This window comes from Lentzea xinjiangensis (assembly GCF_900110955.1).
In the GTDB taxonomy this organism is placed as follows: Bacteria; Actinomycetota; Actinomycetes; order Mycobacteriales; family Pseudonocardiaceae; genus Lentzea; species Lentzea xinjiangensis.
This window is the reverse complement of sequence record NZ_FOFR01000021.1, coordinates 92,765-117,757: the sequence shown is the minus strand read 5'-3', so window position 1 is coordinate 117,757 and position 24,993 is coordinate 92,765. Positions and strand designations below refer to the sequence as shown.

Annotated in this window: 29 protein-coding genes and 1 pseudogene; 23 read left to right on the top strand and 7 right to left on the bottom strand. The window is 72.5% G+C overall.

Annotated features, from left to right (window positions below; genetic code table 11):
* Position 1: 1 nt before the first annotated feature.
* The 5 genes and pseudogenes from BMW88_RS44645 to BMW88_RS33170 form a co-directional block, all read left to right on the top strand.
* Positions 2-181 (top strand): annotated as a pseudogene (locus BMW88_RS44645) (hypothetical protein); the annotation flags it as partial.
* A 283-nt stretch (positions 182-464) separates the two neighbouring features.
* Positions 465-2,348: an alpha/beta fold hydrolase gene (locus BMW88_RS33185; RefSeq protein WP_143116387.1), complete on the top strand. Its 1,884-nt coding sequence runs from the start codon at positions 465-467 to the stop codon at positions 2,346-2,348.
* Positions 2,349-2,507: 159 nt separating this feature from the next.
* Positions 2,508-2,720: a DUF3459 domain-containing protein gene (locus BMW88_RS33180; RefSeq protein ID WP_177221537.1), complete on the top strand. Its 213-nt coding sequence runs from the start codon at positions 2,508-2,510 to the stop codon at positions 2,718-2,720.
* Positions 2,721-2,722: 2 nt separating this feature from the next.
* Complete coding sequence (locus tag BMW88_RS33175; RefSeq protein WP_089958667.1) at positions 2,723-3,100, top strand: sensory rhodopsin transducer; 378 nt, start codon at positions 2,723-2,725, stop codon at positions 3,098-3,100.
* Positions 3,101-3,189: 89 nt separating this feature from the next.
* A complete protein-coding gene (locus BMW88_RS33170; RefSeq protein WP_089958665.1) occupies positions 3,190-3,723 on the top strand; it encodes a hypothetical protein in 534 nt (177 codons plus the stop codon).
* Between the two features lie 64 nt (positions 3,724-3,787).
* Here BMW88_RS33170 and BMW88_RS33165 read toward each other — a convergent pair whose 3' ends face one another.
* The gene (locus BMW88_RS33165; RefSeq protein WP_089958663.1) at positions 3,788-4,168 is read right to left on the bottom strand and encodes an STAS domain-containing protein; all 381 of its coding nucleotides are present in this window, start codon (positions 4,166-4,168) and stop codon (positions 3,788-3,790) included.
* Positions 4,169-4,245: 77 nt separating this feature from the next.
* On the bottom strand, positions 4,246-5,391 hold the full coding sequence (locus tag BMW88_RS33160) for a carboxylate-amine ligase (RefSeq protein WP_089958661.1): 1,146 nt from the start codon (positions 5,389-5,391) through the stop codon (positions 4,246-4,248).
* Between the two features lie 378 nt (positions 5,392-5,769).
* Between BMW88_RS33160 and BMW88_RS33155 the strand changes: the two genes are divergently transcribed.
* The 6 genes from BMW88_RS33155 to BMW88_RS33135 all read left to right on the top strand — a co-directional run bounded on the left by BMW88_RS33155 (position 5,770) and on the right by BMW88_RS33135 (position 9,918).
* On the top strand, positions 5,770-5,982 hold the full coding sequence (locus BMW88_RS33155) for a hypothetical protein (protein ID WP_089958659.1): 213 nt from the start codon (positions 5,770-5,772) through the stop codon (positions 5,980-5,982).
* A gap of 53 nt (positions 5,983-6,035) precedes the next feature.
* Positions 6,036-6,164, top strand: coding sequence for a hypothetical protein (locus BMW88_RS44155; RefSeq protein WP_281249483.1), 129 nt, complete (start codon positions 6,036-6,038; stop codon positions 6,162-6,164).
* Complete coding sequence (locus BMW88_RS33150; RefSeq protein WP_089958658.1) at positions 6,161-6,628, top strand: ATP-binding protein; 468 nt, start codon at positions 6,161-6,163, stop codon at positions 6,626-6,628. The genes BMW88_RS44155 and BMW88_RS33150 overlap by 4 nt, the downstream gene beginning before the upstream one ends.
* A gap of 88 nt (positions 6,629-6,716) precedes the next feature.
* Positions 6,717-7,796 carry a TetR/AcrR family transcriptional regulator gene (locus tag BMW88_RS33145; protein WP_089958656.1) on the top strand — a complete coding sequence of 360 codons (1,080 nt, stop codon included), beginning with the start codon at positions 6,717-6,719 and terminating at the stop codon, positions 7,794-7,796.
* Entirely contained in the window at positions 7,793-8,404 is a 612-nt protein-coding gene (locus BMW88_RS33140) for a transcriptional regulator (protein WP_089958655.1), read from the top strand. Before BMW88_RS33145 ends, BMW88_RS33140 begins: the two co-directional genes overlap by 4 nt.
* A complete protein-coding gene (locus tag BMW88_RS33135) occupies positions 8,401-9,918 on the top strand; it encodes a pyruvate, phosphate dikinase (protein WP_089958652.1) in 1,518 nt (505 codons plus the stop codon). Before BMW88_RS33140 ends, BMW88_RS33135 begins: the two co-directional genes overlap by 4 nt.
* Before the next feature lie 18 nt (positions 9,919-9,936).
* Here the strand turns inward: BMW88_RS33135 and BMW88_RS33130 are convergent, their stop codons facing one another.
* Positions 9,937-10,524 carry a histidine phosphatase family protein gene (locus BMW88_RS33130; RefSeq protein ID WP_089958651.1) on the bottom strand — a complete coding sequence of 196 codons (588 nt, stop codon included), beginning with the start codon at positions 10,522-10,524 and terminating at the stop codon, positions 9,937-9,939.
* Between the two features lie 167 nt (positions 10,525-10,691).
* Here BMW88_RS33130 and BMW88_RS33125 point away from each other — a divergent pair, with 167 nt between their 5' ends.
* From BMW88_RS33125 to BMW88_RS33110, 4 genes are all read left to right on the top strand, one after another.
* Positions 10,692-11,255 (top strand): GNAT family N-acetyltransferase, encoded by a 564-nt coding sequence (locus BMW88_RS33125; protein WP_089958753.1) that lies wholly within the window; start codon positions 10,692-10,694, stop codon positions 11,253-11,255.
* Positions 11,256-11,297: 42 nt separating this feature from the next.
* A complete protein-coding gene (locus BMW88_RS33120) occupies positions 11,298-12,107 on the top strand; it encodes a class I SAM-dependent methyltransferase (RefSeq protein WP_089958648.1) in 810 nt (269 codons plus the stop codon).
* A gap of 84 nt (positions 12,108-12,191) precedes the next feature.
* Positions 12,192-13,685: an ABC transporter substrate-binding protein gene (locus BMW88_RS33115; protein WP_089958646.1), complete on the top strand. Its 1,494-nt coding sequence runs from the start codon at positions 12,192-12,194 to the stop codon at positions 13,683-13,685.
* Positions 13,685-15,457, top strand: coding sequence for an ABC transporter permease subunit (locus tag BMW88_RS33110; RefSeq protein WP_089958644.1), 1,773 nt, complete (start codon positions 13,685-13,687; stop codon positions 15,455-15,457). The genes BMW88_RS33115 and BMW88_RS33110 overlap by 1 nt, the downstream gene beginning before the upstream one ends.
* A gap of 46 nt (positions 15,458-15,503) precedes the next feature.
* Here the strand turns inward: BMW88_RS33110 and BMW88_RS33105 are convergent, their stop codons facing one another.
* Positions 15,504-15,899, bottom strand: coding sequence for a winged helix-turn-helix transcriptional regulator (locus BMW88_RS33105; protein ID WP_089958642.1), 396 nt, complete (start codon positions 15,897-15,899; stop codon positions 15,504-15,506).
* A gap of 154 nt (positions 15,900-16,053) precedes the next feature.
* Here BMW88_RS33105 and BMW88_RS33100 point away from each other — a divergent pair, with 154 nt between their 5' ends.
* Positions 16,054-17,007, top strand: coding sequence for an NADP-dependent oxidoreductase (locus BMW88_RS33100; protein ID WP_089958640.1), 954 nt, complete (start codon positions 16,054-16,056; stop codon positions 17,005-17,007).
* 49 nt (positions 17,008-17,056) lie between these two features.
* Here the strand turns inward: BMW88_RS33100 and BMW88_RS33095 are convergent, their stop codons facing one another.
* The gene (locus BMW88_RS33095) at positions 17,057-17,524 is read right to left on the bottom strand and encodes a winged helix-turn-helix transcriptional regulator (protein ID WP_089958638.1); all 468 of its coding nucleotides are present in this window, start codon (positions 17,522-17,524) and stop codon (positions 17,057-17,059) included.
* Positions 17,525-17,611: 87 nt separating this feature from the next.
* Between BMW88_RS33095 and BMW88_RS33090 the strand changes: the two genes are divergently transcribed.
* On the top strand, positions 17,612-18,325 hold the full coding sequence (locus BMW88_RS33090; RefSeq protein WP_089958636.1) for a nitroreductase: 714 nt from the start codon (positions 17,612-17,614) through the stop codon (positions 18,323-18,325).
* 41 nt (positions 18,326-18,366) lie between these two features.
* On the opposite strand, the gene BMW88_RS33085 is transcribed toward BMW88_RS33090, so the two are convergent.
* On the bottom strand, positions 18,367-18,600 hold the full coding sequence (locus BMW88_RS33085; RefSeq protein ID WP_218148300.1) for an SDR family NAD(P)-dependent oxidoreductase: 234 nt from the start codon (positions 18,598-18,600) through the stop codon (positions 18,367-18,369).
* Positions 18,601-18,616: 16 nt separating this feature from the next.
* Here BMW88_RS33085 and BMW88_RS33080 point away from each other — a divergent pair, with 16 nt between their 5' ends.
* From BMW88_RS33080 to BMW88_RS33055, 6 genes are all read left to right on the top strand, one after another.
* Positions 18,617-19,123: a helix-turn-helix transcriptional regulator gene (locus BMW88_RS33080; RefSeq protein ID WP_245778221.1), complete on the top strand. Its 507-nt coding sequence runs from the start codon at positions 18,617-18,619 to the stop codon at positions 19,121-19,123.
* A 76-nt stretch (positions 19,124-19,199) separates the two neighbouring features.
* Positions 19,200-20,195: an esterase/lipase family protein gene (locus BMW88_RS33075; RefSeq protein ID WP_089958632.1), complete on the top strand. Its 996-nt coding sequence runs from the start codon at positions 19,200-19,202 to the stop codon at positions 20,193-20,195.
* 49 nt (positions 20,196-20,244) lie between these two features.
* Positions 20,245-20,613, top strand: a complete 369-nt coding sequence (locus tag BMW88_RS33070; protein ID WP_089958630.1) for a MerR family transcriptional regulator — start codon at positions 20,245-20,247, stop codon at positions 20,611-20,613.
* Between the two features lie 99 nt (positions 20,614-20,712).
* Positions 20,713-21,270 (top strand): TetR/AcrR family transcriptional regulator, encoded by a 558-nt coding sequence (locus BMW88_RS33065; RefSeq protein WP_177221536.1) that lies wholly within the window; start codon positions 20,713-20,715, stop codon positions 21,268-21,270.
* Positions 21,267-22,160 carry an aldo/keto reductase gene (locus BMW88_RS33060; RefSeq protein ID WP_089958626.1) on the top strand — a complete coding sequence of 298 codons (894 nt, stop codon included), beginning with the start codon at positions 21,267-21,269 and terminating at the stop codon, positions 22,158-22,160. Before BMW88_RS33065 ends, BMW88_RS33060 begins: the two co-directional genes overlap by 4 nt.
* Complete coding sequence (locus BMW88_RS33055) at positions 22,157-23,200, top strand: NADPH:quinone reductase (protein ID WP_245778220.1); 1,044 nt, start codon at positions 22,157-22,159, stop codon at positions 23,198-23,200. The genes BMW88_RS33060 and BMW88_RS33055 overlap by 4 nt, the downstream gene beginning before the upstream one ends.
* 22 nt (positions 23,201-23,222) lie before the next feature.
* On the opposite strand, the gene BMW88_RS33050 is transcribed toward BMW88_RS33055, so the two are convergent.
* Positions 23,223-24,818, bottom strand: coding sequence for a hypothetical protein (locus tag BMW88_RS33050; RefSeq protein ID WP_218148294.1), 1,596 nt, complete (start codon positions 24,816-24,818; stop codon positions 23,223-23,225).
* Between the last annotated feature and the right edge of the window lie 175 nt (positions 24,819-24,993).

The window sequence follows — 24,993 nt, the reverse complement described above, 5'->3', positions numbered from 1 at the left end:
GATGTTGGACACCGGACGCACCTGGCCCCCGAGGGCTCGGGTGGACAGGAGTGCCGTTCAGGTGGTGATGGAGCACTACCCGCCGAAGTTCCGGGTCGAGGCGGTCGCGCTCCACCGGTCCCGGCCGGGCGCGACGATCAAGTCGGTGGCCGACGACCTCAGGGGCGACCACGAGACGCTGCGCAACTGGATCTTCCTGTGCACGGCGGCGAAGTACTTCGCTGGACAGGCGCACTGCGAACTGCGGCCGTGGTCCTGGAACCGCCAGGAGCAGGCGGGCGGGGAAATCGGCGTCTGCGACCCGGACAGGGGCGCGATCGCGTTCAGCCGTGGCACCATCGACAAGGCGCCGGGAATCGGGGGTTCGAGTTCCCAGTGTGGGCGGCAAGCTCGACTGCACACGGGTACGCGCTCTGATCAGGCGCCGCGCCTCGCTGCAGATCGGCTCTGGCGAAGGGGACGACATGCGCAGCACAACTGCCGGAATTCTCGGTGCGACGGTCACGTTGTTCGCGATCGGTGCGGTGACGCCCGCCGGGGCGGGTGTGCCGCCGGTCGCCCACGAGTGCGCCACAGCGACCCAACGCTGTGATGGCCGAGTCGAGGTGCCCCTCGACTGGACCGACCCCGGCTCGGCGAGGATCAGCGTGTCCTTCGCCTGGCTCCCGCGGCGCGACCGTTCCCGGCCGGCGGAGGGGACCGTGCTCGCCATCCCCGGTGGACCGACGGCTGCGCTGCCCATGACCGAGCTCTACCGCCAGGCGCTGGGCTCGGTGCTGGACCGCCAGAACATGCTGATCGTCGATCCGCGTGGACTGGGCGAGTCGACACCGCTGCTGTGCCCGACCGGTGATCTCGGCCGGCCGGACTCGATCGCGGAGTGTGCCCGGCACGTGGGATCCCGTGCCCGGTACTTCACCTCCGACCAGGCGGTCGCCGACTTCGACGCGGTTCGTCAGGCTCTCGGCGTACGCGTGGTCAGTGTGTACGGCTCCTCCTACGGCACGGTGTGGGGCCACGCCTATGCCACCCGGTTTCCGGACCGCACGCGCGCTGTGCTGCTGGACGGTGTGATGCGGGTCGGCGCCGACGGATACGTGCGGTCGCCGCTGGGCCGGCCGGTGCACCCGGATCTGGGAAACCTGGACGTGGTCTGCCGGCCATCGCGCTCGTGCCGGGCCCTGCCGGGCGTGCCGCAGCAGACGTGGGCCGACCTCGTGACCCACCTCCGCAAGCACCCCGACCCCGCCGTGCCACTGCTCAGCCTGCTGCGGTTGCCCCAGCAGGCGGTCGAACCCGCGGTCGGCCGGGAGCTCACCGCGGCCGCCGCGGCGTATCTGGCCGGGGACCCCGCACCCCTGCGCCGGCTGGCGCGAACCTTCACGGGCGGCGCGGTGACCGGACAACCGCAGACCGCCCCGGATCCGACGGTCGCCGGCTACCTCGCCTACGTCTGTGGCGACGCCGTCTACCCGTACGACCGTACGGCCACACCGGAGGAACGCCGACAGCAACTCGACGCGGTGTACGCCGAGCAGAAGCCGTTCGCCCCGTTCAGCACCGACGAGGTGCTCAACGCCACCCACGGCAACGAAACGCAGTGGTGTCTGAACTGGCCGACGCCGCGGCAGAGCCCGCCCGTGCCGGCGCAGCCCAGGTATCCCGCGGTGCCCATGCTGGCCATCGGCGGGGAACTGGACGTTGCCACGCCCGCGACCAACGCGGTCGACATCGCGCGACGCTTCCCCCTCGGGAGGAGCCTTGTGAACCGGTTCGGCGGGCACACCCCGACGCTCGGCGCCGTCGCCGGTTTCACCGGTCCCTACTGGGACTGCGCGACCGAGACCATGCGGTCGTTCCTGCGGGCTCCGGACCGCTTTCGACAGCGCAACGGTTGCACCGCCGAGAACTACCGGGCGGTCGGCTCGTTCCCGGTCACGAGCGAAAGCCTTCCTCGCGTGCCGGTGGGCGGACTCGCCGGGCCGGAACGGGCCCTGGTCACCGCGGCCGTCGCCACCGCCGTGGACGCGCTGGCACGGCGCAACCCCAACGGGGCTGCCACCTCCAGACTGACCGAGGAACCGGGGTTGCGCGGCGGCACGCTCCAGTTCCCCGGTCCCGGCACCGTGACGCTGGACGGGGTGCGCTTCGTGGCGGATGCCGCCGTCTCCGGCCGGCTCACGGTGACAACCTCCCACCGGGCGCGGGCGGAGCTGGTCGTGGCCGACCCCTCGGGTCGGCGCCGTGCGATCGGGCTCGAGTGGGCGCCCTTCCGGACAGCAGATGTGACAGCGGTGACCGGCACACTCGACGGGAGCCGCCCGTTCCACCTCCGGTACCCGACCTAGGCAGTCCACCGCGCGCTGAGATGTGGAATCGGGCTGAAGGTGGGTATCGGGTGCTGGCGCCCCGGAGCTCCCGCGCTCGACCGGCTCCGTCTCTGCGCCGGTCCCGCGGTTGGACAACCGCACGAATCGGCATCTTGAGATACTCGAGCGATCGAGGAGGTGGACACCTCGCCGGACGTGCTCGCCTACCGCCGACGCTGCGACGACGACGAGCGGGTGACCGCGGTCAACTTCGCCGACCACGCCGTCGACGTGGCGCTGGACGGGCGGTGGCGCGTGCTCGTGGCCAGTGATCGCGCGGGCGAGGGCGAACCGCACTCCGGTGCGGTCCTCCCCGAACAAGCCTTGTTGCTGCAACCAGACGGGAACTGAGCATGGACGACGCTTTGGGCAAGCGCACCTGGGTGATCGCGGAGGGGCACATCCCCTCCGGTGGCCACGGCGACAGCCCGGCGCTGCTGAGCCACGAGACCGCGTGCATCCTCAACACGTCCGGCACGGACGCGCACGTCGAGATCACCGTGTACTTCTCCGACCGCGAGCCGGTGGGCCCGTACGAGGTCACCGTGCCCGCGCGCCGCACCGTGCACCAGCGGTTCAACGACCTCACCGACCCTGAACCGGTTCCCCGCGACACCGACTTCGCCACGGTGCTGCGCAGCGACGTTCCCGTCGTCGTCCAGCACAGCCGCCTCGACTCCCGCCAGGCCGAGCTGGCGCTGCTGTCCACCATCGCCTGGCCGGCGGGCTGACCGTCCACAGAGGAGGGCACTGCTCCCGCCGGCGGTGCACCGGCACCGATGGCGCGGTTGGACGGGAGGTGCCCGGGTATTCGCGAACCATGGTGAAACGCGCGTTGTGGCAAGGATTGGCCGCGGGACTGGCCGGAGCGGCCGTGATGACGGTGGGCGAGAAGATCGAGCAGCGGTTGACCGGGCGCCGGAACTCCCACGTGCCCGCCCGCGTGCTGCAGCGGCTGACCGGGATGGCGGAGCGTCCTGGTGCGCAGCCGCGACCGGTGAACCTCGCCATGCACTTCGGCCAGGGTGCGCTGGCGGGTGTGGTGCGGTCGCTGATGGCGAACGCGGGGATGCGGGGGCCGGTCGCCTCCGCCATGTTCACCGTGGTGCGGTTGAGCAACGACCAGATCCTGGAGAACGCCACCGGGGTCGGCGCGCCGCCGCAGACGTGGCCCCGCAAGGAGTTGCTGGTCGACGTGCTGCACAAGGCGGTCTACGCGTTCGCCACGGGAGCCGTGGCCGATGCGCTGGCCGCCCGCCGGGGACCGGGTCCGGGGCAGCGGCACGCGGCGAAGCTGCCGGGCCGTCACGCCCACGTCGGCCCGATCCCGCGCTCCGCTGCCGCCGGTCGCTGAGCCGCGGCACCTCGGTCGCTCGCCCGGTCGGGTTCGCCTGACCGGGCGAGCGATCCGGGCGTGGTCAGGTGGAGGCGAGCCGCACCGCCGCGACGGCCTCGTCGACGGTCGGGCACAGGGCGAGCGTGCTGTGCACCTGGCTCACCTGCAACGGCCGCAGAACGCTGTGGTTGTCGGCGACGATCGCGAAAGGCACGTGGAGTCTGTTCGCCTGGTGCTGGGCGTTGATGAGCATCGCGATGCCCGTCGATCCCATGAAGCTGACGTCGCGCAGGTCCATCACGATGGCCACCGGCCGGGTGTCGGCCAGTGCCCTGAACTCGTTCGCGACGTGCTGGTTCGACTCCGTGTCGAGCACGCCCGCCACGCGGATCACGGGGATGCCGTTGTGCGCTGTGGCGGTGTGCGCGCTGGCCGGTGCGTCGTGGCCGGTCTGTTGATCCATGTGGGCTTCCTCGAACGTCGGAGTGTGCTTGCGGGTTCTCGAGAACGTGTCGTCGGCCGGTCAGGCTGGAGGTGATGTCATGCCGCGGTGTCCGGCCGGCAGTCCTGGCCGGTGGTGCGGCTCAGCACCGCCAGCACGTCTTCCAGCCGACCGCGCCGCTGGAACGCCTGCCGTTGCCGCACGGCGCCGTTGCCCAGTTGCAGGACCTTGGCGAGCAACGCGGTGACGGCGCGCAGTTCGCCGGTCTCGCGCAGCACCGGCTTGACGTGGCGGAGCAGGTGGTGCAGCAACTGAGCGGCCGGGACGCGGCGGTTGGTGAACAGGTCGATGGCCTGCCCCGGGAGACCGTCGTGGGCGGCGCGCCAGCGGGCCGCTCGCAGAGCCTGCTCCGAGACGGGCAGCGCGCGCTCTCCCCGTCCGACAGCGCGGACGGCGGTGACGACCAGTGCGCGCACGAGGGCCGCCAGCAGGACGGTCTCGTCGACCGTGGCCGGCACGTCGGAGACCCGGACCTCGACGGTGGGCAGGTGGTCGGAGAGCCGCACGTCCCAGTAGAGCATCGCCCGGTCCACTACCGCCCCGCTGTCGACCAGCATGTCCGCCACCGCGTCGTAGTGCTCGGCGGAGGTGAAGTAGGGCGGGACTCCGGAGCAGGGCCAGCGGCTGATGAGCATCGAGCGCCAACTGGCGTAGCCGGTGTCCGCGCCGTGGTGGATCGGGGAGTTGGCGGTCAGCGCGAGCAGCACCGGCAGCCACGGCCGCAGGTGGTTGCACACCTGCACAGCGGTCTCCCGGTCGGGCACGGCGACGTGCACGTGGCAGCCGCACACCCCGTGCTCGGCGGCCAGCAGCCCGTAGTCGCGCCCGATGCGCCGGTAGCGGTCGTCGTCGGTGATCGGCTGCTCGGTGGACCCGGCCAGGGGGACGCCCACCGCCAGCAGCCGGCCGCCGGACCGCAACGTCGCCGCCGCGGCCACCGACCGCGCCATCAGCAGATGCTCGCGCACCTCCCGCATTCCCCGGCAGACCGGGGTGCTGCTCTCCAGTTGCACTCGGGTGATCTCCCGCTGGAGGTCGGTGCCGAAGCCGCCGGCCACGTCGATCACCTCGCCCGCCGCGGGGAGGGGCAGACCGGTGGCCGGGTCGACGATCAGGAACTCCTCTTCGACGCCCAGGGTGGGCAGGTCGGAGTTCACGGCGAGCGGGCGGTGGGTGTGGATCATGTCGTACCTCGACGTTCTCCGGTGATCCGCACGCGATCCGGCCGCAGACCGTCGCCACGCGCCATGAGGACGGCGCGCACTCCGGGCGGACGTTCGCGCAGAGACGTCGGCACGCTGTTTGACCGACCAGATGTCTTCCGGCGATCTTGCCTGTGCCCGCCGGAAGGAGCGCTGGAATACCACCCCGCGGCGGCGACAAACTTCTGCGAGTGGAGGAACAGCTCGCGAGCACCGATGCCGGTACCGGCCGGAACGGGTGGTTTCGACGACAGGCCCCGGGTTATCCGACCGGGACGTCAAACAGTCGGCGATGCCCGGAGCGCGTCGGTCGTGACACCTCTTGACCGATGCGCGCGCTTCGAACCCACTGGAGTCGCCATGGCGACCAAGCCTTGTCCCAGCCGCGGTGCGATCGTCACCTATCTCAATCCCGACGTCATGCACCCGTCCGTCTACGTGCGTGGAGTGGTCATCGGAACGCACGTGGTGGACCCGCAGACCGCACACACGTGGGTGCCGGTCATACGGTCCGACGGCACGATGCTGGTGCTGGACACCGCCAACATCATCAAAGTGGCGGCTTCCTCCTGAGGCCGTCGGCTCGAGGTGCGTTTCGTGCCTGGTGCCACGGGTACGGCTTCGAGATGACGCGATCCCACGGTGATGACGCCTCGGAGGAGGCGAAGCTCGCCACCGAGCAGGAAGAAGGCCTCGGCGAGGAGGACTCGTCGCTGCCCGACCGCGACCAGGAGGAGGACTCACCGGCGCCATGAGTGGCGCCGGACCCGAGGTGGTCGTGCTGGTCGGGTTGCAGGCGTCCGGCAAGAGCACGTTCTTCCGGCAGCGCTTCGCCGGCACCCACGTGCACATCAGCAAGGACCTGATGCGCAACGGGAGCCGCAAGGAGGCGCGCCAGCACGCCCTCCTCACGACCACCCTCGCCCGCGGCGCCTCGCTGGTGGTCGACAACACCAACGCCTCCGCCGCGGAACGGCAGCGGATCATCGCGGTGGCCCGCGACTTCGGGGCTCGGGTGACCGGGTACTGGTTCCCGCCGGACCTCCCCGTGCTGCTCGCGCGCAACGCCGCGCGGACGGGCCGGGCACGTGTTCCGGACGTCGCGCTGTTCGCCACGCTCGCGCGGCTGGAGGAGCCGGGCGTCGAGGAGGGGTTCGACCGCCTCTTCGTCGTGCACACCCTGCCGGGAGAGGACTTCGCGTGCCGGGCTGCCGGATGACGCGCCGTCGTGCTCCAAAACCAGATGTTGAGATCATCTGGATGTTATGAGTATCGTAGCTGCCCGTGAGAACACGAACGGAGCGGCGATGGTTCGGCTGACGCGGGCGCAGCAGCAAGAACGCACACGGGCGGCGGTGCTGGCAGCGGCGGAGGAGGAGTTCACCGAGCACGGCTACGCCCTCGCGAAGGTGGACCGGATCGCCGAGCGGGCCGAGCTCACCCGCGGTGCGGTCTACTCGAACTTCCCGAGCAAGCGGGCGCTGTACCTGGCGGTGCTGATCAGCCTGGTCGAAAGCGCCGCCGTCGCGGAGCCGCCGAACGCTCCGGCGTCGCTGCCCGACGCGTTGGGTTCGTTCGCCAGGGTGTGGCTCGAGCGGCTGCCCCTCGCCGGTGAGACGGCGGGGGGAGGACGGTTGCAACTGCGCTCGCTGGTCGGCGTCCTCGACGACGACCACGGGCGGGCGGTGCTCGCGCAGGCCGCCCGGCTGGAGGCGACGCTGCTCGGGCTCGCGCTGGAGTCGTGCGCACCGGCACGACGGGTTCGGCTGGCCTCGCTGGTGCTGACGCTGCTCGACGGCGCGGGGTACGGGGCCGAGACCGCGCCGGGATCGGGTGATCCGTTCGACCTGGCGCTCGCCTGCCGGCACCTGGCCGGGATGGACCTCGCCGACACCTGGGCGCCGCCGCACCTGTCCTACGTGGAGCCGGCGCGGTCCTGCGCGGAGGGCTGGGACCCGCCCGCGGCTCTGGTGGACCGGATCAGCGGTTCCGAGGTGGACCTCGGCGCCGACGGTGTGGTCGTCGTGCTGGGAGCGCGGCGTCTCGCCGCGGCGGAGGAAGCCGTCCGCTCCGCTCGGCAGGGGGAGCGGGTGACGGTCGTCGTCGTCACGGGTGATCCGGCCGAGACCGGTCGCCTCGTGCGGCTGAGGGTCTCCGATCTGACGGCGTCTCTGCGGCGCGTGTTCGCCGCGGATCCCCTGCCGTGCCTGCGTCTGGTGATTGACGACGACGCTGCGGTGGCATCCGCGCTCGGACTCGCGGACGCCGGCGACGAGACCGAAGCCGCGGTGCGCGTCCAGGACGGGACGGTCGTCGCCCGTGCCGCCGGACGAGGTGCAGGCCATGCCGCGGCGATCGTGTCACGGCGGCGGAAGGCCGGCCGGTGACCCACCTCGCGACCGATCTCCTCGTGCTGCACACCCTTCGCTGCATCGGCTTCGCCGGCACCGCCCGCATCGCCGCGACGGCCGGGCTGAGCGAGGCCGACGCGGAGTCCGAGCTGATCGACCTCGCGGTCACCGGTCTCGTCACGCACCAGGCCGGCGAGTTCGGCGGGTGGGGTCTGACGGCCTCCGGCCGGGCCGCGGACGCCGAGCGGATCACCGGCGAGCTGGAGGCGGCGGCCGCCCGTCCCGCCCTGACGGCCGCGTTCGACGGCTTCCTGGTGCTCAACCCGGAGCTGCTCGACCTCTGCACGGCCTGGCAGCTCCGCTCCGTCGACGGCGTGGTCGTCGCCAACGACCACAGCGACCAGTCCTACGACGACCGGGTCCTCGACCGGTTCACGGACTTCCACCGGCGCGCTGTTGTCGTGCTGGACGAGATTTCCGCGGCGTTGCCCCGGTTCGGCCGCTATCGGTTCCGGCTGGCCGATGCCTTGCAACGCGCCACTTGTGGTGCTTCGGAGTATCTGACCGATGACATCGCGTCGTACCACGCCGTCTGGGCCGAGTTGCACGAAGACCTGCTCGCGACCCTGGGGATCCCGCGATGAGGTGGATCCGGCGGCTTTCCGCCGAGACCGGGGAGACGGCGGAAGTGGTGGGCGGGAAGGCTCACGGCCTCGTGGCCCTGCACCGGCTCGGGCTGCCCGTGCCGGCCGGGTTCGTCGTCACCGCCGAGGCGTGTCGCGAGTACCTGCGCGACGGGTGCCTGCCCGACGGGCTCGAGGACGAGCTGCGCCGGGCGATGAGCGACCTCGAAACCGCCACCGGACGGGACTTCGGCGGAGTGCGGCGGCCGTTGGCGGTGTCGGTCCGTTCCGGGGCGAGCGTGTCGATGCCGGGCATGATGGACACGATCCTCAACCTGGGTCTCACCGCGGAGTCGACCGCCGCGCTGGCGGCCGAGACGGGTGACGAGCGGTTCGCCCTGTCCTCGCGCGAGCGGTTCCTGGCCGGCTTCGCCGCCGCGATCGGGGATGGCCGTCCGATCCCCGACGACGCGGCCCGGCAGCTCGCGCTGGCGGTGCGGACGGTGTTCTCGTCGTGGGACGCGCCGCGGGCGCAGACCTACCGGGAGCTGCACGGCATTCCGCACCACCTCGGCACTGCGGTGATCGTCCAGGCCATGGTGTTCGGCAACCGCGACGACCGCAGCGGCACCGGCGTCGCGTTCAGCCGGGACCCGAACACCGGCGCGAACGTCCCGTTCGGCGAAGTGCTCTTCGGGCGCCAGGGCGAGGAGGTCGTCTCCGGCGGCTCGCGAACCCGGCCCCTGCGCGAGCTCGCCGACCGGGAGCCCGCGGTGTGGGCCGCCCTGCTCGACGCCCTGAGCCGGATCGAGGGGCACTACCGCGACGCGTGCTACGTCGAGTTCACGTTCGAGGCGGGCGTGCTGTGGCTGCTCCAGGCCCGGCCCGGCCGGTTCGACGGCGCCGCCGCCGTGCGGCTCGCCACCGATCTCGTCGACGAGCGCGTGATCGGCCGCGGCGAAGCGCTGCTGCGCGTCTCGCCCCAGCACCTCCGGCACGTCCGCACCCCGCGGATTGTGGCGGGGGAGGCCGACGTCCTGGCCAGGGGACTGGGCGCCTGCCCCGGCGTCGCGACCGGCCGGGTGGCGACCACTTCGGACAGCGCGGTGCGGATGGCCGCGGACGGCCCCGTCGTCCTGGTGCGGCCGGAGACCTCCCCGCACGACCTGCGCGGCCTGGCCGCGGCCGCCGGGATCGTCACCGCCCGCGGCGGACCGGCCAGCCACGCCGCGGTGGTCGCACGTGCCATGGGCAAGCCGGCCGTCGTGGGGGTAGCGGACCTCGTCGTCGACGCCGGTTCGGTGAGCGCCGGCGGACGGACGATCGGTGCGGGCACCCTCGTCACGATCGACGGGACCGGCGGCGAGGTCGTGCTCGGCGACCCCGGCACGGTCACGCCCGCGGCGGACGCCCACCTGCGCAGGCTGCTCGGCTGGGCGGACGACGTCTCGGGCGACCACAACGGCCGCACCGAGTCCGAACGCCTCGGCGCCGCTCATGCCGTGCTTCGCGGCGCCTCGGGCCGGCGCGAGTAGCCGGCACGGGCCCGGCGCTCAGGGACGCGCGCCGGGACCGAACCCCGTCCAGCGCAGTTCGGCCGGAAGATGGCTCATGTCGTTGTACACCACCAACGTCGGCGCCAGGCCGGTTCGGTGCTCGATCACCGTCAGCGCCGCGTTCCCGCAGTCCAGCCCCAGCCAGCGGGCCGGCGGCGCGTCGAGGGCGTGCCGCACGAGCCAGGCCACCGGGTAGGCGTGGGTGACCAGGACCTCGTGGGTCTCGGTGTCCGCGGGACGGGCGAACCTCTCGACCAGCTCCGCCGCGATGCGTGCTCCCGCGGCGGCTTCGGCGGCGTCGTAGCCGTCGAAGAACCCGGCCCACGCGGGAGGGATCTCGTCGGGCACGTGCGGCACGTGGTCGACCAGTTCGGCTGCCTCCCGCACGGCGGCACCGGGCAGGTGCGCGCCCAGGATCTCCGCGGACGCGGTGGCCCTGGGCAACGGCGAATGCCAGACGGTGTCGATCGGCACGCCGGCGAGCCGCTCGCCGAGCAGTGCCGATTGCCGCCGCCCGGCCTCGGTCAGCTCGCCGAACGCATCCGCCGCACCATGCCGGACCAGGTAGAGGTGACGGGTGGCCATCGCTTCAAGATACTCAAGACATCCAGATGTTTGCAACATCTGACTGGTTCTGGTCGCAGCTCCATGAGGCGTGGCGCATTCCGGTAATTGGTTTGCGGTCGTGAGCCCGCGCCAACAGGGTGGTGCCGTGCAACCACGTATCGCGCTCGTCATCAGCGGTGGACCGCATGGCTGACCCGGCGCAGCCCGCGGTGCCAGCCTCCACGATCCGGGACTTCACGATCCAGGCCGTCACGATCAGGGAAGCCCATGACGACGACTGGCCGCAGATCTGGCCCATCCTGCGCGATGTCATCACCGAACAGCACACCCTGCCCTACGACCCCGCGATGACCGAGCCGGACGCCAAGCAGATCTGGCTCCTGCCCCCGCCGGCCAGAACGGTCGTCGCCGCCGCTGACGGCCGGGTCCTCGGCACCGCCAACATGTACGCCAACCGGCCGGGCCCCGGAAACCACATCGCTTCCGGCAGCCTGATGGTCTCCAGGCGCGCACGGGGCGCGGGCGTGGGACGTGCCCTCACCACCGACATGATCACGTGGGCGCGGCGGAACGCCTTCGACGCGATCCAGTTCAACGCCGTCGTCGACACCAACACGAGCGCGATCCGCCTCTACGAGAGCCTCGGGTTCGTCACCCTCGGGGTCGCACCAGGAGCGTTCCGCCACCCCGTCGCGGGCAAGGTGGGTCTCCGCGTCATGTGGCTGGACCTGGAGCGGGATCAGCCCTGATCGGCAAGCACGTGCGGTGCGGCGCGAACGAAGCGAGGAGACATGGTTCAGGACGGGCAGGCGGAGATCCGCGACGCGTTCGACGCCGCGGCGGCGGACTTCACCGCGCTGGGGCGGCACCTGTGGGAGCCGATCGGCGCGGCGACGGTCGCGGTCGCCGCGCCGAGGCCGGGTGAGCGCGTGCTCGACGCCTGCTGCGGCACCGGCGCCTCGGCGATCCCGGCCGCCGGGCTCGTCGGTCCCGACGGCCTCGTCGACGCCGTCGACATGTCCGCTCCGATGGTCGACGAGCTGCGGCGGCTCTCGGCGGGCCTGCCCCAGTTGCGGGCCCACGCGGCGGACGTCACGACCTGGACGGCGGAGAGCTACGACGTGGTCCAGTCGGCCCTCGGCATCTTCTTCTTCCCGGACATGACCGCGGGCACCGACCACCTGGTCAGCCTGCTGCGGCCCGGTGGCCGGGCGGTGTTCACCATCTGGCGCGGCGAGTCGATGGCCGCGGCCGGCCGGCACCTCGGCCTCGCCATCGCCGAGGCCACGAACACCCCGGTGCCCGCGCCGCGCCCGCCGCACCTCGTCGACCGGGTCAACCAGCCCGGCGGCTACGCGGCCTGGCTGGCCGGGCGCGACCTCGTCGACGTCGAGGTGACCGTCCACGAGATGGCGCTGACGATGACTCCCGAGGTGGCGTGGCTGGTGATCACGGGGTCCGGCTTCCGCGGGGCGTTGGCGAAGGTGCCGGAGGACGCCCTGCACACCGTGCGCGAGCTCTACCTCGCGTCGCTGCGGGACGCGGGCGTCACCGAGCTCGACGCCACCACCCTGATCGGCAGCGGGCGCCGCGCCACGTGACGTGCAACTCCCGAAATAGATGCAAATGATTGTCATGAGCTAACGTCGGTGCGTCACCACCGCTCATGACGACAGGACCCTGCCATGCACCACCGCGCGCCCCTGGCCGCCGCCGGTCTGACCGCTGCCTCGATCCTCCTCGCCGGGTGCTTCGCCCAGAGCGCGGGGGAGAGCGGCACGTCCGGCGGGGCAAGGATCAAGCTCGCCATGATGCAGCCGCCGCGGTCGGGTCTGTCGCCGTTCAGCGACGACGCGTTCAAGCTGTCCCGCTGGTCCACCGCGGAGACGCTGGTGACGCTGGACGACGGCGGTGACGCCCGCCCCGGTCTCGCGACCGGGTGGCGGCAGACGTCGGACACCGCCTGGGAGTTCACCCTGCGGCAGGGCGTGAGCTTCCACGACGGCAGCGCCCTGACGCCCGCGGTCGCCGTGAACACCCTCACCAGGGCGACGAAGGCGGTGCCGAAGCCGCGCATCCTCGACGGCGTCGCGCTGACCGCCGCCGTGCAGGGCGACAAGCTGGTCGTCACGACGGGTGCGCCGGATCCGTTGCTGCCGCAGCGGTTGTCGTCGCCTCAACTGTCCATCCTGGCCGAAAGCGCGTACGCCGCGGACGGCAAGGTCACGCCGGTGGGCACCGGAAGCGGGCCGTTCCGGCTAGTACGGGTCGACGGCACCACCAGTGCGACCCTCGACCGCCACGAGGGCTACTGGGGCGAGAAGGCCAAGGCCGCGGGCATCGACGTGTCGTTCGTGCCGGACGGCACCGCGCGTGCGGCCGCGATCCGCGCCGGTGAGGCGCACATCGCCGAGGCGGTCCCGGTGTCGCAGGCCGCGCTGCTCGATGCGCGGACCATCAACGAGGTGCCGATGCCGCGCACCAACACGCTGTACCTCAACACGAAGTCCGGGCCGTTCGCGGACCCGGCCGTGCGCGCCGCGGTCCGCGAGGCGATCGACCGCGACCAGATCGTCGGCACCGTCTACGAAAAGCGCGCCGACGTCGCGAAGGGACTGCTCGGACCGGCACTGCCGTGGACGGTCCAGGGCCGCAAGGAGATCACCGGCCGCGTCGCCGCCGGCCGGGCGAACGGTGCCACGATCACCCTGGCGACCTTCACCGACCGCGCCGAGCTGCCCGAGGTCGCTTCCCTGGTGCAGCAACAGCTCCAGGACGCGGGCTTCCGGGTGAACCAGGTCGTCCGCGAGTACGCGCACATCGAGCAGGACATGCTGGCGGGCAGGTTCGACGCGTTCATCCTGTCGCGCGCGACCGTGCTCGACTCCGGTGACCCGGTCGCCTACCTGAAGTCGGACTTCACCTGCGGCGGCTCGTTCAACATCGCGCGGCTGTGCGACGAGACCGTCGACCGGGCCGTGCGCGAGGCCGAGGCCGCCGAAGCCGGCGACCGGCGCCGCGCGGCGATCCTCGCGGCCGAGGCGGCCGTGCTGCGGACCGACGCCGCCATCCCGATGCTGCACGAGCGCGTGATCCAGGGTGACGCCACGTCCGTCACCGGCTCGGTGAAGGACCCGCGCGAGCGGGCGCTCATCACCTCCGCCACGCACGTGAAGTGATGGCCGAGCCGTTGCGCGGACGGGCGGCGGTCGTGGTCTCCCGGCTCGGCGCACTCGTGCTGATCTCCGCCGTGGTGGGGCTGTTGCCGTGGTTGTCCGGGCGTGATCCGGCGTTGTCGGTGCTGCGAGCGCTCTCGGCGGAGCAGGAACCGACGCCGGAGGCCTTGGCCGCGGTCCGCCGGCAGCTCGGTCTCGACGCCGGTCCCGCCGACGTGCTCACGCGCTGGGTGGCCGGCCTGGTGCGGGGCGACCTCGGCCGGTCGTGGATCAACGGCGCCGAGGTGCTGCCGTCGGTGCTGTCCGGGCTCGGCGTCTCGCTGACGCTGATGAGCGCGGCACTGGTCGTCGCGCTCGTGGTGTCCTCGGCGCTGTGCCTGCCGCCCCTGCTGCGCGGCGCCCGCGGTGACGCTGCCGCGACGACCGGGGGTGTGGGCGCGGCCCTCGCGGCACTGCCCGAGTTCCTGCTGGCCGCGGTGCTGCTGGTGGTCCTGTCGGTGTGGCTGGGCTGGTTCCCGCCGTACGGCTGGGACGGCCCCCGGCACCTCGTGCTGCCCGCGCTCGCCCTCGGCGTCCCCGCGGGCGCGGTGGTGGGCACGTTGCTCGGCGACGCGCTTCCCGCGGTCTTCCGCGAACCGTGGGTGGCGGTGTGGAGGTCGTGGGGCTGCACGCGTTCCGTCCTCGTCCGCGGAGCGCTCCGGCGTGCGCTGCCGCCGTTGCTGCCGCAGGCCGGCCTGGCGGTGGTCGGCCTGACCGGTGGCGCCGTGGCGGTGGAGGCGGTCTTCGCGGTCCCCGGCATCGGGCGCGCGGCGCTCGGCGCGGCCCGCGCGCAGGACGTGCCGGTGTTGCAGGGCTGCGTTCTCGCGCTCCTCCTGCTGGGCCTGCTGGTGGGCGCGATCGCCGAGGCGATCCGCCGGTACCTGCTGGGGCCCGCGCTGCGGGACGCGGCGCTGTCGTTGCCCGCCCACCCGCACCGGCCGCCGAGCGGGCGGCGGGTCGCCGTTGCGGCGGGGGCGGCGGTGCTGGCGGTGGTGGTGATCGGCTGGGGTCTGCTGCGCGATCCGCTGCGGATCGACGCCGCCGCCAGGCTCGCGGCACCGGGCTGGGCACACCCCTTGGGCACGGACGGGCTCGGCCGCGACGTCCTGGCGCGGGTCGCGCACGGCGCGCCGGCGACGATCGGGGTGGCCGTCGCGGTCTGCGCCTGTTCCACCGCGGTCGCCGTGGCCATCGGCTTCCTGCCGGACGTCGCCCGCGGCACGGCGGAGGCGGCGAACGCGGTGCCGCCCGTGATCGCCGGCATCCTCGTCGCGGCCGCGCTGGGTCCCAGCACGATCGGCGCCTCGCTCGCCGTCGCGCTGGTGTCGTGGCCCGCCCTGGCCGCGCACGCCGCCGCGCTGGTGGAGCAGACGCGGGCTTCCGCCCACGTGAAGGCGCATCGCGCGCTCGGCGCGGCACCGTCGCGGATCGCGTTGCGCCACGTGCTCCCGGCTGTCGCGGGCCCCGTCGCCCGCAACGCCGTCCTCAGGCTGCCCGGCATCGCGCTGGCGCTGGCCTCGCTGGGCTTCCTCGGTCTCGGAACCCCGCCGCCCGCCCCCGAGTGGGGGTTGATGCTCGCGGAGTCGTTGCCCTACGTGGAGCGGGCGCCGCTGGCGGCGTTGAGCCCGGCGGTGATGCTGCTGCTCGTCGCCGTGGTCGCGATGTCGTTGCCCGCGCTGGCCGCGTGGAGGCCCCGCACACCGCCCTCCGCCGTGGCTGCGGTGGCCCGGCGCTGACGACCACGCAGGGACGTGCGTGCGCGGGAACGCCTCGGCCGAGGGCTCAGCGGACGGCCGGGACCTCATCGGCACAGGACCCGGCCGCCGCGGTGCTGTCGATGTTGTCCTCGACCCAGGTGCGCAGCATCCGCAGCGGCACCGCGGCGCTGCGGCCGAGGCCGGTGAGCGAGTACTCGACGTGCAGCGGGACCGCGGGGTAGACGGTGCGGTCGACGAGGCCGAACTCCTCCAGGCGGCGCAGGCTCTGGGTCAGCACCTTCGGGCTGACGCCCTGCAGGTGGCGCTGCAACTGCCCGAACCGCTGAGGGCCGTCCTCGAGAGCGCCGATGGCCAGTGCGGACCACTTGTTCGCCAGCAGGTCGAGCATCGCCCGGCACGGGCACTGCGAGGCGTAGACGTCGTGGTCGGAGTGCTGTCCTGTCGTGCACGCGCTGGCCATCGCAAGCTCCTCACCTCAATGCTTCCCGACGGGAAGTACTGTCCCTTGCGGGTAACTATATCCCTGGAGATACCTTCCTGAACGTCCAGCGAGAGATCGTTCCCGGTCTCTCCGAGCGAGTGATCCAGGGAGAGAACCCGTGTCCGACTCATCGATGCGCGCCGTCGTCCAGCACACCCTCGGCGGTCCCGACGTGCTTTCGGTGCGGCAGGTGCCCCGGCCGGAGCCGTTGCCCACCGAGGTGCGGGTGCGGGTGCACGCGGCCGGCATCAACCCGGTGGACTGGAAGACCCGCGCCGGCGGCGGGATGGCGGGCGTGCTCGGCGAGCCGCCGTTCATCCTGGGCTGGGACGTCTCCGGCGTCGTGGACGAGGTCGGCTTCGGCGTCACGACCCTGCGGGAGGGGGACGAGGTCTACGGCATGCCCTGGTTCCCGCGGGCCGCCGGTGGCTACGCCGAGTACGTGACCGCCCCGGCGCGGCAGTTCGCCCGCAAGCCCGCGACGCTCAGCCACGAGCAGGCCGCCGCCGTCCCACTCGCCGCGCTCACCGCGTGGCAGGTCCTCGTCGACACCGCACACGTCACGGCCGGTCAGCGCGTGCTGGTCCACGCCGCCGCCGGTGGTGTCGGGCACCTGGCGGTCCAGTTCGCCAAGCACCTCGGCGCCCACGTCATCGGTACCGCCCGCGCCCGCCGCCACGACTGGCTCACCGGGCTCGGCGCGGACGAGCTCGTCGACTACACCGCCGTCCGGTTCGAGGACGCCGTGTCCGGCGTCGACGTCGTGGTCGACCTGGTCGGCGACGCCCACGACGACACCGGCACCCGGTCGCTGGAGGTGCTGCGCCCCGGCGGGCTGCTCGTCGCCGTTCCCTCCGGTGCGTCGCCGGAACTCGCCGCGGAGGCCGAGGCGAAGGGCGTGCGGGTGACGCCGTTCCTGGTCGAGCCGGACGGGCCCGCGCTCACCCGCATCGGCGAGCTCATCGACGCGGGCGAGGTGGTGGTCGAGGTCGAGGAGACGTTCCCGCTCGACCAGGTCGCCGAGGCCCACGCCCGCGGCGAGTCCCAGCGCACCCGCGGCAAGCTCGTCCTGCGCGTCACCTCCTGACCGCCGGCTCGAACGGCTGTCCGGCTGGTTCGCCGGAGCCGCGGCGTGGTCAGGCGTCCTCCGCGCCGGCCGCGACGAGGCCGGCCCCGGCCTCTGGCCGGATGTCGTGCGCGGTCATCACCTCTCCGCAGTGGTCGCACGCCAGCGTGACCCGTGCCTCGCCGGGGCAGTCGCGGTGGCGGTAGTGCACGGGCGGCCCGCCGGGGGCCATGTGGGTGTCGCCCCAGTCCTTGAGGGCCATCAGGACCGGGTAGAGGTCGTGCCCCTTGCGGGTGAGCCGGTACTCCGGGTGCTCGCCGTCGGAGGCCGGCCGGCGCACGAGGATGCCGTGGTCCACCAACCGGCCGAGCCGGTCCTGCAGACGGCTGCGCGGGATGCCCAGGTTGCTCTGGAACGCGTTGAACCTGCGCACCCCCGCGAACGCCTCCTTCAGGACCAGCAACGTCCACCGGTCTCCCAGCGCCACGAGCGGGCGGGTGATCGAGCACGGCAGGTCGGCGAGCTGTTCGTACCGCATGGGCCGACCATAGCCCCAAGCCAGTCTCTTTTCGAGACCGGACGTGCTAGCTTCGGTCTCGAAAAGAGACTGGCCCGGAGGTGTCCGATGAGCACGACCGCCGACCCGTCCAGCGACCTGCCCGGGGCGCTGCACCGGCTGCTCGCGGAGAGGTGGACCTGCCGGCAGTTCCTGCCCGAACCGGTTCCGAGGCGCACCATCGAGCGGGTGCTCGAACTCGCCCAGCGGACCCCTTCGTGGTGCAACACCCAGCCGTGGCAGGTGGAGATCACCGAAGGCGCCGGGACGGAGCTGCTGCGCACCCGGCTGCTCGAACACCTGCGGGACAACCCCGGCGAGCCGGACTTCCCGTTCCCGGTGCGGTACACGGGCGTCTACCAGGAGCGCCGCCGGGAGTGCGGCAAGCAGCTCTACACCAGCGTCGGCGTCGAGCGCGGTGATCACGAGGGCGCCGCACGGCAGATGCTGCGCAACTTCGAACTGTTCGACGCGCCCCACGTCGCGGTCATCACCACCGATGCCGCGCTGGGCGTCTACGGCGCCGTCGACTGCGGTCTCTACCTCGGCACGTTCCTGCTCGCCGCGCAGAGCCTCGGTCTCGCGGCGGCGCCACAGGCGGCGCTCGCTGGCTACTCCGGCTTCCTGCGGGACCACTTCGGACTGCCGGACACCAGGCGGGTCGTCGTGGGGATCTCGTTCGGTTTCCCCGATCTCACCCACCCGGTGAACGGGTTCCGCACCGCGCGGGCGGACAGTGCCGACGCCGTGACGTGGCACTCCGGCAAGAGCCCCGTGCGATAAGAGGTCGTTCCCGGCAGCCAGGTGACCGCAGCGGTGGGCGCCTATGCCTGGAGCAGCCGCTCACTCAGCTCCCAGAGCCGTTGCGCCGACTCGGGATCGACGGCGTGAGGCACGACATCGGGCGGGATGTCCTGCTCCGCACCGAAGTCGATGGGCCTCGGCGTGTCCAGCGGTGAGACGTCGTTGTCCTTCAGGTAAACGCCGCCGATGTCGGCGAGCAGCGGACTGGTCGCGGCGAACACGCTGGTGGCGGCACCCTGCTGCGGGGTCTTCATCCCGCGGGCGGGGTCGATGATCGGCTGGTTCGAGGAGGCGACCGGGAACCGGATCGGGTCCGCGTTCGCCGTCCGGCAGCATTGCCAGCTCCTGCTGCTGGAGGTGCTGCGCGCCTACGTCGACCAGACCGAGCTGCCCGCCGGGTGGCTGAAGGCGCTGACCGACGAGCGGCTGCGACCGGCGCTGCGCCTCATGCACGCCGAACCGGGGAAGCCCTGGGGCCTGGCGGAACTGGCGCGCGCCAGTTCCATGTCGCGGACGTCGTTCGCCGAACGCTTCCGCACCGTGGCGGGGATGCCGCCGCTGACCTACCTGAGCCGCTGGCGGATGTTGCTGGCACAGCGCGCTCTTCGTGACAGCGACGTCCGCATCGGGCCGCTGGCGGTCGAACTGGGCTACTCGTCGGAGAGCGCTTTCAGCACCGCGTTCAAACGCGAGGTGGGGCAGTCTCCGCTGCGGTACCGGAACCAGGCGCGCGAGGGACTGCCGGCCCGCACCGAGCCGGCGCCGTCATCGGTGTGAAGTGACACGGCTCACGTGAGTCGAGGCGCTGGAAGGCTTGAACTTGACGCCGGTGTCAAATTCTAGGTTGAGCACCATGAAACGTCTGCTCGCCGTCGTCGCCACACTGCTGTTCGTCGCCACCCCGGTCGCCTCCGCCTCCGCGTCGGCGGAGCCCTACGCCCCCGTGAACCGGCCCGGCCCGCGGCTCTCGGTACCGGCCGCCGACCTCCAGGCCGCCGTGCGGTGCACGCCGTCGGCCCACGGCTCCCACCGGGAGGTCGCCCTCTTCGTGCCGGGCACGGGCGTCGGGCCGGACGAGGCGTTCTCCTGGAACTGGTTCCCGGCCCTGGACAGGATCGGCCACCCCTACTGCGCGGTCACCCTCCCCGGCAGCTCGGTCGGTGACGTGCAGGTCTCCGCCGAGTACGTGGTGCACGCCATCAGGTACGCCCACGCGATCAGCCGCGGCAGGATCGCCGTCATCGGCCACAGCCAGGGCGGTGTCAGCTCGCGGTTCGCGTTGCGCTTCTGGCCGGACACGCGGGCGATGGTGGCGGACCACATCGGCCTCGCCGCGGTCAACCACGGCAGCGCCCAGAACGACGAGCTGTACCCCCACGGCAACGGTCCCGCCTTCGCGCTGCAGCTCAAGAGGACGGCCGAGTTCGTCGAGGCGGTGAACTCGCGGCAGGAGACCTTCCCCGGCATCTCCTACACCTCCCTGTCCACCGTCCACGACCAGTTCGTCACCCCGGTCGGCACGACGGACCTGCGCGGTCCCGCGGGCCGCGTCGCGAACATCTCGCTGCAGGACGTCTGCCCGGACAACCGGAGCGACCACATCACCATCGGCACCAGCGACGCCCTCGCGCACGCCCTGACCATGAACGCGATCACCCGCCGCGGTCCGGCGAACCCGGCGGAGATCCCCGCCTCGGTCTGCGCGCGGGACACCATGCCCGGTGCCGACCCGAGCACCGTCGCCGAGGACCTGGCGGAGTTCCTCAAGACCGCCACCGACGTCATCGCCGCCGCCCCGGTCGTGCCCGCCGAACCCGCCCTTCAGCGGTACGTGTTCGCACGTCGCTGAAGCCCGGCCGGATTAGGCTCGACGTCCGTCGACGACCAGGGGAGCAGCGGTGCGCATCGGTGATCTGTCAGCGCGGACCGGGGTGAGCACCCGCGCCCTGCGCTACTACGAGGAGCAGGGCCTGCTGACCAGCACCCGGAGCTCGGGAGGTCATCGCCGCTTCACCGAGGAAGACGTCGGCCGCGTGCTGTACCTGCAACGGCTCTACCTGGCGGGGCTGAGCAGCCAGACGATCCTCACGCTGCTGCCGTGGTGCCTGAGCACGCCCACCCCCGACAACACCGACGCCGCCTTCGCCCGCCTGACGCGGGAACGGGAGAAGCTCGACGCCCACATCGCCGAGCTCTCCCGCACCCGTGACTCGCTCGACGAGCTGATCGCCGCCAACCGGGCCTTCCGCACGTCGACGGCCTGGTGACGCACGCGCCTCCGACTGGAGAACACCGTCCGCAAAAAGAACCGTGGTTCTGCTAGCCTCTTGCTAAGCAGAACAGCGGCTCTTTTTGTGGGGGTGCAGGTGCCGAGACTCACTGACGCGCGCAAGGAACTCCGGCGGGCGCAGATCACCGAGGCGGCGGTGCGCTGCTTCGGGCGCAGCGGGCTGGAGCGGACGTCGATCGCCGACATCACCGCCGAGTCCGGGCTGTCGACCGGATCGATCTACGCCCACTACCGCAGCAAGGCCGAGCTGGTCCAGGCGAGCGCCCGCGCCACGCTGGCCAAGCGCGCGGAGGTGCTGGGGGAGTACGCCAGGGCGGAGAACCCGCCCGATCCGGACGAGCTGCTCGCCAGGATGACCTCCGCGATCGATCCGGTCGAGGCCAGGTTCGGCGTGCAGATCTGGGCCGAGGCGACGACCGATCCGGCGATCGGCCGCATCGTCGAGGACATGATCGACCGGATGCGCCTGCTGGTGCACGACTGCACGACGGCGTGGCTGGTCAAAGCCGAAGGCGGCGATCCGGTCGCCGCACGGGAGCGGGCCGCTCCGATCGCCCGCCGGGTGATCGCCCTCTACCTCGCCGAACTGCTCCAGACCGCGCTGCGCCCACTCACCGAGGAGACCACGTCATGATCAGCACGACCGGGTCGTTCGACGGCCGCGCCGTCCACCGGGTGGGTTACGGCGCGATGCAGCTAGAACGCCTGCGGGACCGGCGCGAGGACGCCGTGGCGCTGCTGCGGCGCGCGGTCGAGCTGGGGGTGGACCACGTCGACACCGCCGAGTTCTACGGCTTCGGGTTCGTCAACGACGTCATCCGCGAGACGGTGCGCGGCGAGGACGGCGTTCTGGTCGTCAGCAAGGTCGGCGCCGACCCCAACCCGCGGGGGCCGCTCCCGCTGCGGCCGGCGCAGCGACCGGAGGAGCTGCGGGCGAGCGTCGAGGACAACCTGCGCAGCCTGGGCACCGACCGGCTCGACGTGGTGAACCTCCGCCGCCTCGACGCCGGACCCGGTCTGCGGCCGGAGGGCGACCAGGTGGTCGACCTCGACGACCAGCTCGCGGTCATGACCGCTCTGCGCGACGAGGGCAAGATCGGCGCGATCGGCCTGAGCAGCGTGAGCCTCGACGTGCTGCGCCGGGCCCTGCCCGCCGGTGTCGCCTGCGTGCAGAACGCCTACAGCCTGGTCTCCCGCGACGACGAGGACCTGCTGCGGCTGTGCCTGGCCGAGGGGATCGCCTGGGTTCCCTACTTCCCGCTCGGCGGCACGTTCCCCGGCTTGCCGAAGGTGACCGACGAACCCGCGGTGCACGCCGTCGCGCAGTCCCTGGGCGTCACGCCTCCCCAGGTCGGCCTGGCGTGGCTGCTGCACCACGCGCCGAACGTGCTGCTCATCCCCGGTACCGCCGACGCCGCCCACCTCGAGGCCAACATGGCGGTCGGGGAGATCGCGTTCGACGCCGCGACGCTCGCCGTCCTCGACGCCGTCGAGTCGCGCTCCAGCGAGGTCCCCATCGGATGAGGAACAGCGAGGGCGTTGCCGTGAAGGCCGTCATCTACCGCGACAACGGTGGTCCCGAGGTGCTCGAGCTCGTCGACCGCGAGCTGCCGTCGCCCGGTCCGGGCGAGGTGCGCGTCCGCGTCGCCGTGTCGGGCGTGAACCCCGCCGACGTGCAGGCCCGTGCCGGCCTCGGACACGCCCGGAACTTCCCCGAGATCATCCCGCACCACGACGGCGCGGGCACGATCGACGCGGTCGGTGACGGTGTCGACCGCGGTCGCGTCGGCCAGCGGGTGTGGCTGTTCATGGCCGCGGCCGGCAGACCGGCCGGCACCGCGGCCGAGTGCGCCGTCGTGCCCGCCGACCGGGCGGTGCCGCTGCCGGACGGGGCCGGGTTCGACGCCGGCGCGGCCCTCGGCGTCCCCGCCCTCACCGCGCACCGCGCGCTCACCGTCGCCGAGGACGGACCCCGGCGCCTGCGACCGGGTGCGCTCACGGGGAAGGTCGTGCTGGCCGCGGGTGGCGCCGGTGCGGTCGGGCACGCCGTGATCCAGCTCGCCCGCTGGGCGGGTGCCACCGTCATCAGCACGGTCAGCGGGCCGGAGAAGGCCCGGCTGGCCACCGCGGCCGGCGCCCACCACGTCGTCAACTACCGCGAGGGCGACCCGGCCGCCGCGATCCGCGCGATCGCCCCGGACGGCGTCGACATCATCGCGGAGGTCGCCCTCGGCGCGAACCTCGAACTCGACCTCGCCGTCCTCCGCTTCCGCGGCACGATCGCCACCTACGCCAACGACGGCGGCAAGCCGGTCGATCTCGACGTGCGGCGGAACATGGTGATGAACACCCGCCTGCAGTTCCTGGTCCTCTACACCGCGGGACCGCGGGTGCTCGCCGCGGCCGTCGAGGACGTCGCCGCCGCCGTGGCCGACGGCGCCCTGCCCGTGGGCGAGGAGCACGGGCTGCCGTTGCTGCGCTTCCCGCTCGACCGCACCGCCGACGCACATCGAGCGCTGGAAGGCGGTGCGGTCGGCAAGGTCCTGATCGACGTCTCGGCGTGATCCCGCCGTGCCGCAGGCAGCGTCACTGGTAGGAGACCATCGACGGTTTCGGTTCGTAGGACATGGTCTGCTGCGGGGTGAGCATCGGCTTGTCCTCGTCGTAGAAGTTCTTCCAACCCATCGGGAGGTTGCCCGGCCGAGCTCCGACCACGGACTCCCAGGTGGACACCTTCTGGCCGGTTGTGCCCTGGCCGTCCATGTGGATCAGCAGTTGCACCTCGTCGCGGGTGGTGTCGAGCGCCTGCTCGTCGCGGATCATCGAGAGCTGGAACTGGTGTGCCACGAGCAGCTTCTGCGGCAGTTGCTTCGCGGCGGTCAGGTCGGCGAGCCACGCCGAGACCTCGTTGATCTCCGCGGCGTCGACACCGCCGATCTGCTGCAGCGGCACCTGGCCGGGCCCGAGCTTCCACTCCGGGTCGACGGCCAGGCCGACGTGGGACAGCTCCAGCAGCGGCGCGTAGCGCTTCGCCTGGTCCAGCAGACGAGCCCGGCCCGGTTGCAGGTCCAGGATCACGTAGACGCCCTCCTGCCCGGCCCTCTCCACCCACGGGCGCAACGACTCGACGTCGGTCTCGCTCGAGTAGTCGCCGTCCGGGCCGGGGGAGCTCTGCGCGACGGTGGCGATGATCTCCAGGGTCGGCACGACGGGAACGTCGCTGAGCGGGTCGTACTCGGCGGCCAGCCCCTTGACGCGGGCGATGCTTCCTTCGAGGTCCTGCTCACCGAGCGCGCCGAGCGCGGGCCCGTCCGGGTGGCCGTAGAGGCAGACCAGCATCCTGCCGGGGAAGAGCACCTGCCCGCCGCCGGGCAGCGAACCACCCCGGCCCACCGCGTCGACCCGCTTGCGCAGCCGGTCCGGCGGGCCGAAGTCCTTGCCCAGCGCCAGCAGCGCCGCCGACGGCTGCGAGCGCAGTGCGTCGGTCGCGGCCGCGTCGCTCCTCGGGTCGACGCCCCGCAGCGAGACGATCCGCGCCCCCGCCGCCCGCGCCGTGGCGACCGCGGCGGCGTCGTCACGGCCCTTGTCCGACAGCACCGTCACGTCCACGGGACCGGCGGGCTCGACGGCCGGCAGCCCGGCGGGCAGTTCGGTCGTCGTGGCACCGCCCTCCGGCGCGTCGATCCCGACCACCTTCGCCTTGCCAGCCCACGCTTCGACCTCACGGCGCGCGTCGGCGCCGACGGTGAGCACCACCTGCGGTGACAGCCGTCCCACCTCGTCGCGCACGGCCGCGGTGCCCGGCTCCGCCAAGGTCGAGGCGGGAAGCTGGAGCACCGGTACCCCGAGCCGCTCCGCGAGCGCTCCCGCGCCGGCCAGGGCCTCGCGATCGGACTCCGCGGCCACCACCACGACGGGGGAGCTGCGGAACAGGGCGGAGCTCACGGCGATCGCCGACCCCGCGCCGGGCTCGGCGTCCAGCACGGTGGTCTTCTCGGATGGCGCGGCGACCTGGGCCGTCACCACGCCGGACGTGCCGCTGGACGTGAGTCCGAACGGTCCGGCGGTGCAGCCCGTCACGAGCAGGGACAGCACCACGGCGAGGGACCAGCGCTTCCGCGCCGGGGTGCGCCACCCGGCCGCGACGGCTCCAGAAGGCTTGAAATCACGATGTTCCGGCACAGCAACCGTCCTCTGTGGATAGCCTCGTCCGAAGTCGCGACGGCATCCGCTCAGGTGCGGTCCTCCGCCAGGAGCACTGCCGGTCGTCACGACGGGAAACGGGTTCCGCATCACCGCACGGGAATAACCGGTGAGGGCGCGAATCTTCATCGCGACGCCGTGACCACCCGAAAGA

Coding starts and splice junctions, on each gene's coding strand:
- BMW88_RS33060 (WP_089958626.1), top strand. CDS start 21,267: ATGATCAGCACGACCGGGTCGTTCGACGGCCGCGCCGTCCACCGGGTG.
- BMW88_RS33080 (WP_245778221.1), top strand. CDS start 18,617: ATGATCGGCTGGTTCGAGGAGGCGACCGGGAACCGGATCGGGTCCGCG.
- BMW88_RS33085 (WP_218148300.1), bottom strand. CDS start 18,600: ATGAAGACCCCGCAGCAGGGTGCCGCCACCAGCGTGTTCGCCGCGACC.
- BMW88_RS33150 (WP_089958658.1), top strand. CDS start 6,161: ATGAGTGGCGCCGGACCCGAGGTGGTCGTGCTGGTCGGGTTGCAGGCG.
- BMW88_RS33130 (WP_089958651.1), bottom strand. CDS start 10,524: ATGGCCACCCGTCACCTCTACCTGGTCCGGCATGGTGCGGCGGATGCG.
- BMW88_RS33120 (WP_089958648.1), top strand. CDS start 11,298: ATGGTTCAGGACGGGCAGGCGGAGATCCGCGACGCGTTCGACGCCGCG.
- BMW88_RS33055 (WP_245778220.1), top strand. CDS start 22,157: ATGAGGAACAGCGAGGGCGTTGCCGTGAAGGCCGTCATCTACCGCGAC.
- BMW88_RS33160 (WP_089958661.1), bottom strand. CDS start 5,391: ATGATCCACACCCACCGCCCGCTCGCCGTGAACTCCGACCTGCCCACC.
- BMW88_RS44155 (WP_281249483.1), top strand. CDS start 6,036: ATGACGCGATCCCACGGTGATGACGCCTCGGAGGAGGCGAAGCTCGCC.
- BMW88_RS33165 (WP_089958663.1), bottom strand. CDS start 4,168: ATGGATCAACAGACCGGCCACGACGCACCGGCCAGCGCGCACACCGCC.
- BMW88_RS33170 (WP_089958665.1), top strand. CDS start 3,190: ATGGTGAAACGCGCGTTGTGGCAAGGATTGGCCGCGGGACTGGCCGGA.
- BMW88_RS33185 (WP_143116387.1), top strand. CDS start 465: ATGCGCAGCACAACTGCCGGAATTCTCGGTGCGACGGTCACGTTGTTC.
- BMW88_RS33145 (WP_089958656.1), top strand. CDS start 6,717: ATGGTTCGGCTGACGCGGGCGCAGCAGCAAGAACGCACACGGGCGGCG.
- BMW88_RS33115 (WP_089958646.1), top strand. CDS start 12,192: ATGCACCACCGCGCGCCCCTGGCCGCCGCCGGTCTGACCGCTGCCTCG.
- BMW88_RS33155 (WP_089958659.1), top strand. CDS start 5,770: ATGGCGACCAAGCCTTGTCCCAGCCGCGGTGCGATCGTCACCTATCTC.
- BMW88_RS33175 (WP_089958667.1), top strand. CDS start 2,723: ATGGACGACGCTTTGGGCAAGCGCACCTGGGTGATCGCGGAGGGGCAC.
- BMW88_RS33135 (WP_089958652.1), top strand. CDS start 8,401: ATGAGGTGGATCCGGCGGCTTTCCGCCGAGACCGGGGAGACGGCGGAA.
- BMW88_RS33125 (WP_089958753.1), top strand. CDS start 10,692: ATGGCTGACCCGGCGCAGCCCGCGGTGCCAGCCTCCACGATCCGGGAC.
- BMW88_RS33090 (WP_089958636.1), top strand. CDS start 17,612: ATGAGCACGACCGCCGACCCGTCCAGCGACCTGCCCGGGGCGCTGCAC.
- BMW88_RS33075 (WP_089958632.1), top strand. CDS start 19,200: ATGAAACGTCTGCTCGCCGTCGTCGCCACACTGCTGTTCGTCGCCACC.
- BMW88_RS33100 (WP_089958640.1), top strand. CDS start 16,054: ATGCGCGCCGTCGTCCAGCACACCCTCGGCGGTCCCGACGTGCTTTCG.
- BMW88_RS33095 (WP_089958638.1), bottom strand. CDS start 17,524: ATGCGGTACGAACAGCTCGCCGACCTGCCGTGCTCGATCACCCGCCCG.
- BMW88_RS33110 (WP_089958644.1), top strand. CDS start 13,685: ATGGCCGAGCCGTTGCGCGGACGGGCGGCGGTCGTGGTCTCCCGGCTC.
- BMW88_RS33105 (WP_089958642.1), bottom strand. CDS start 15,899: ATGGCCAGCGCGTGCACGACAGGACAGCACTCCGACCACGACGTCTAC.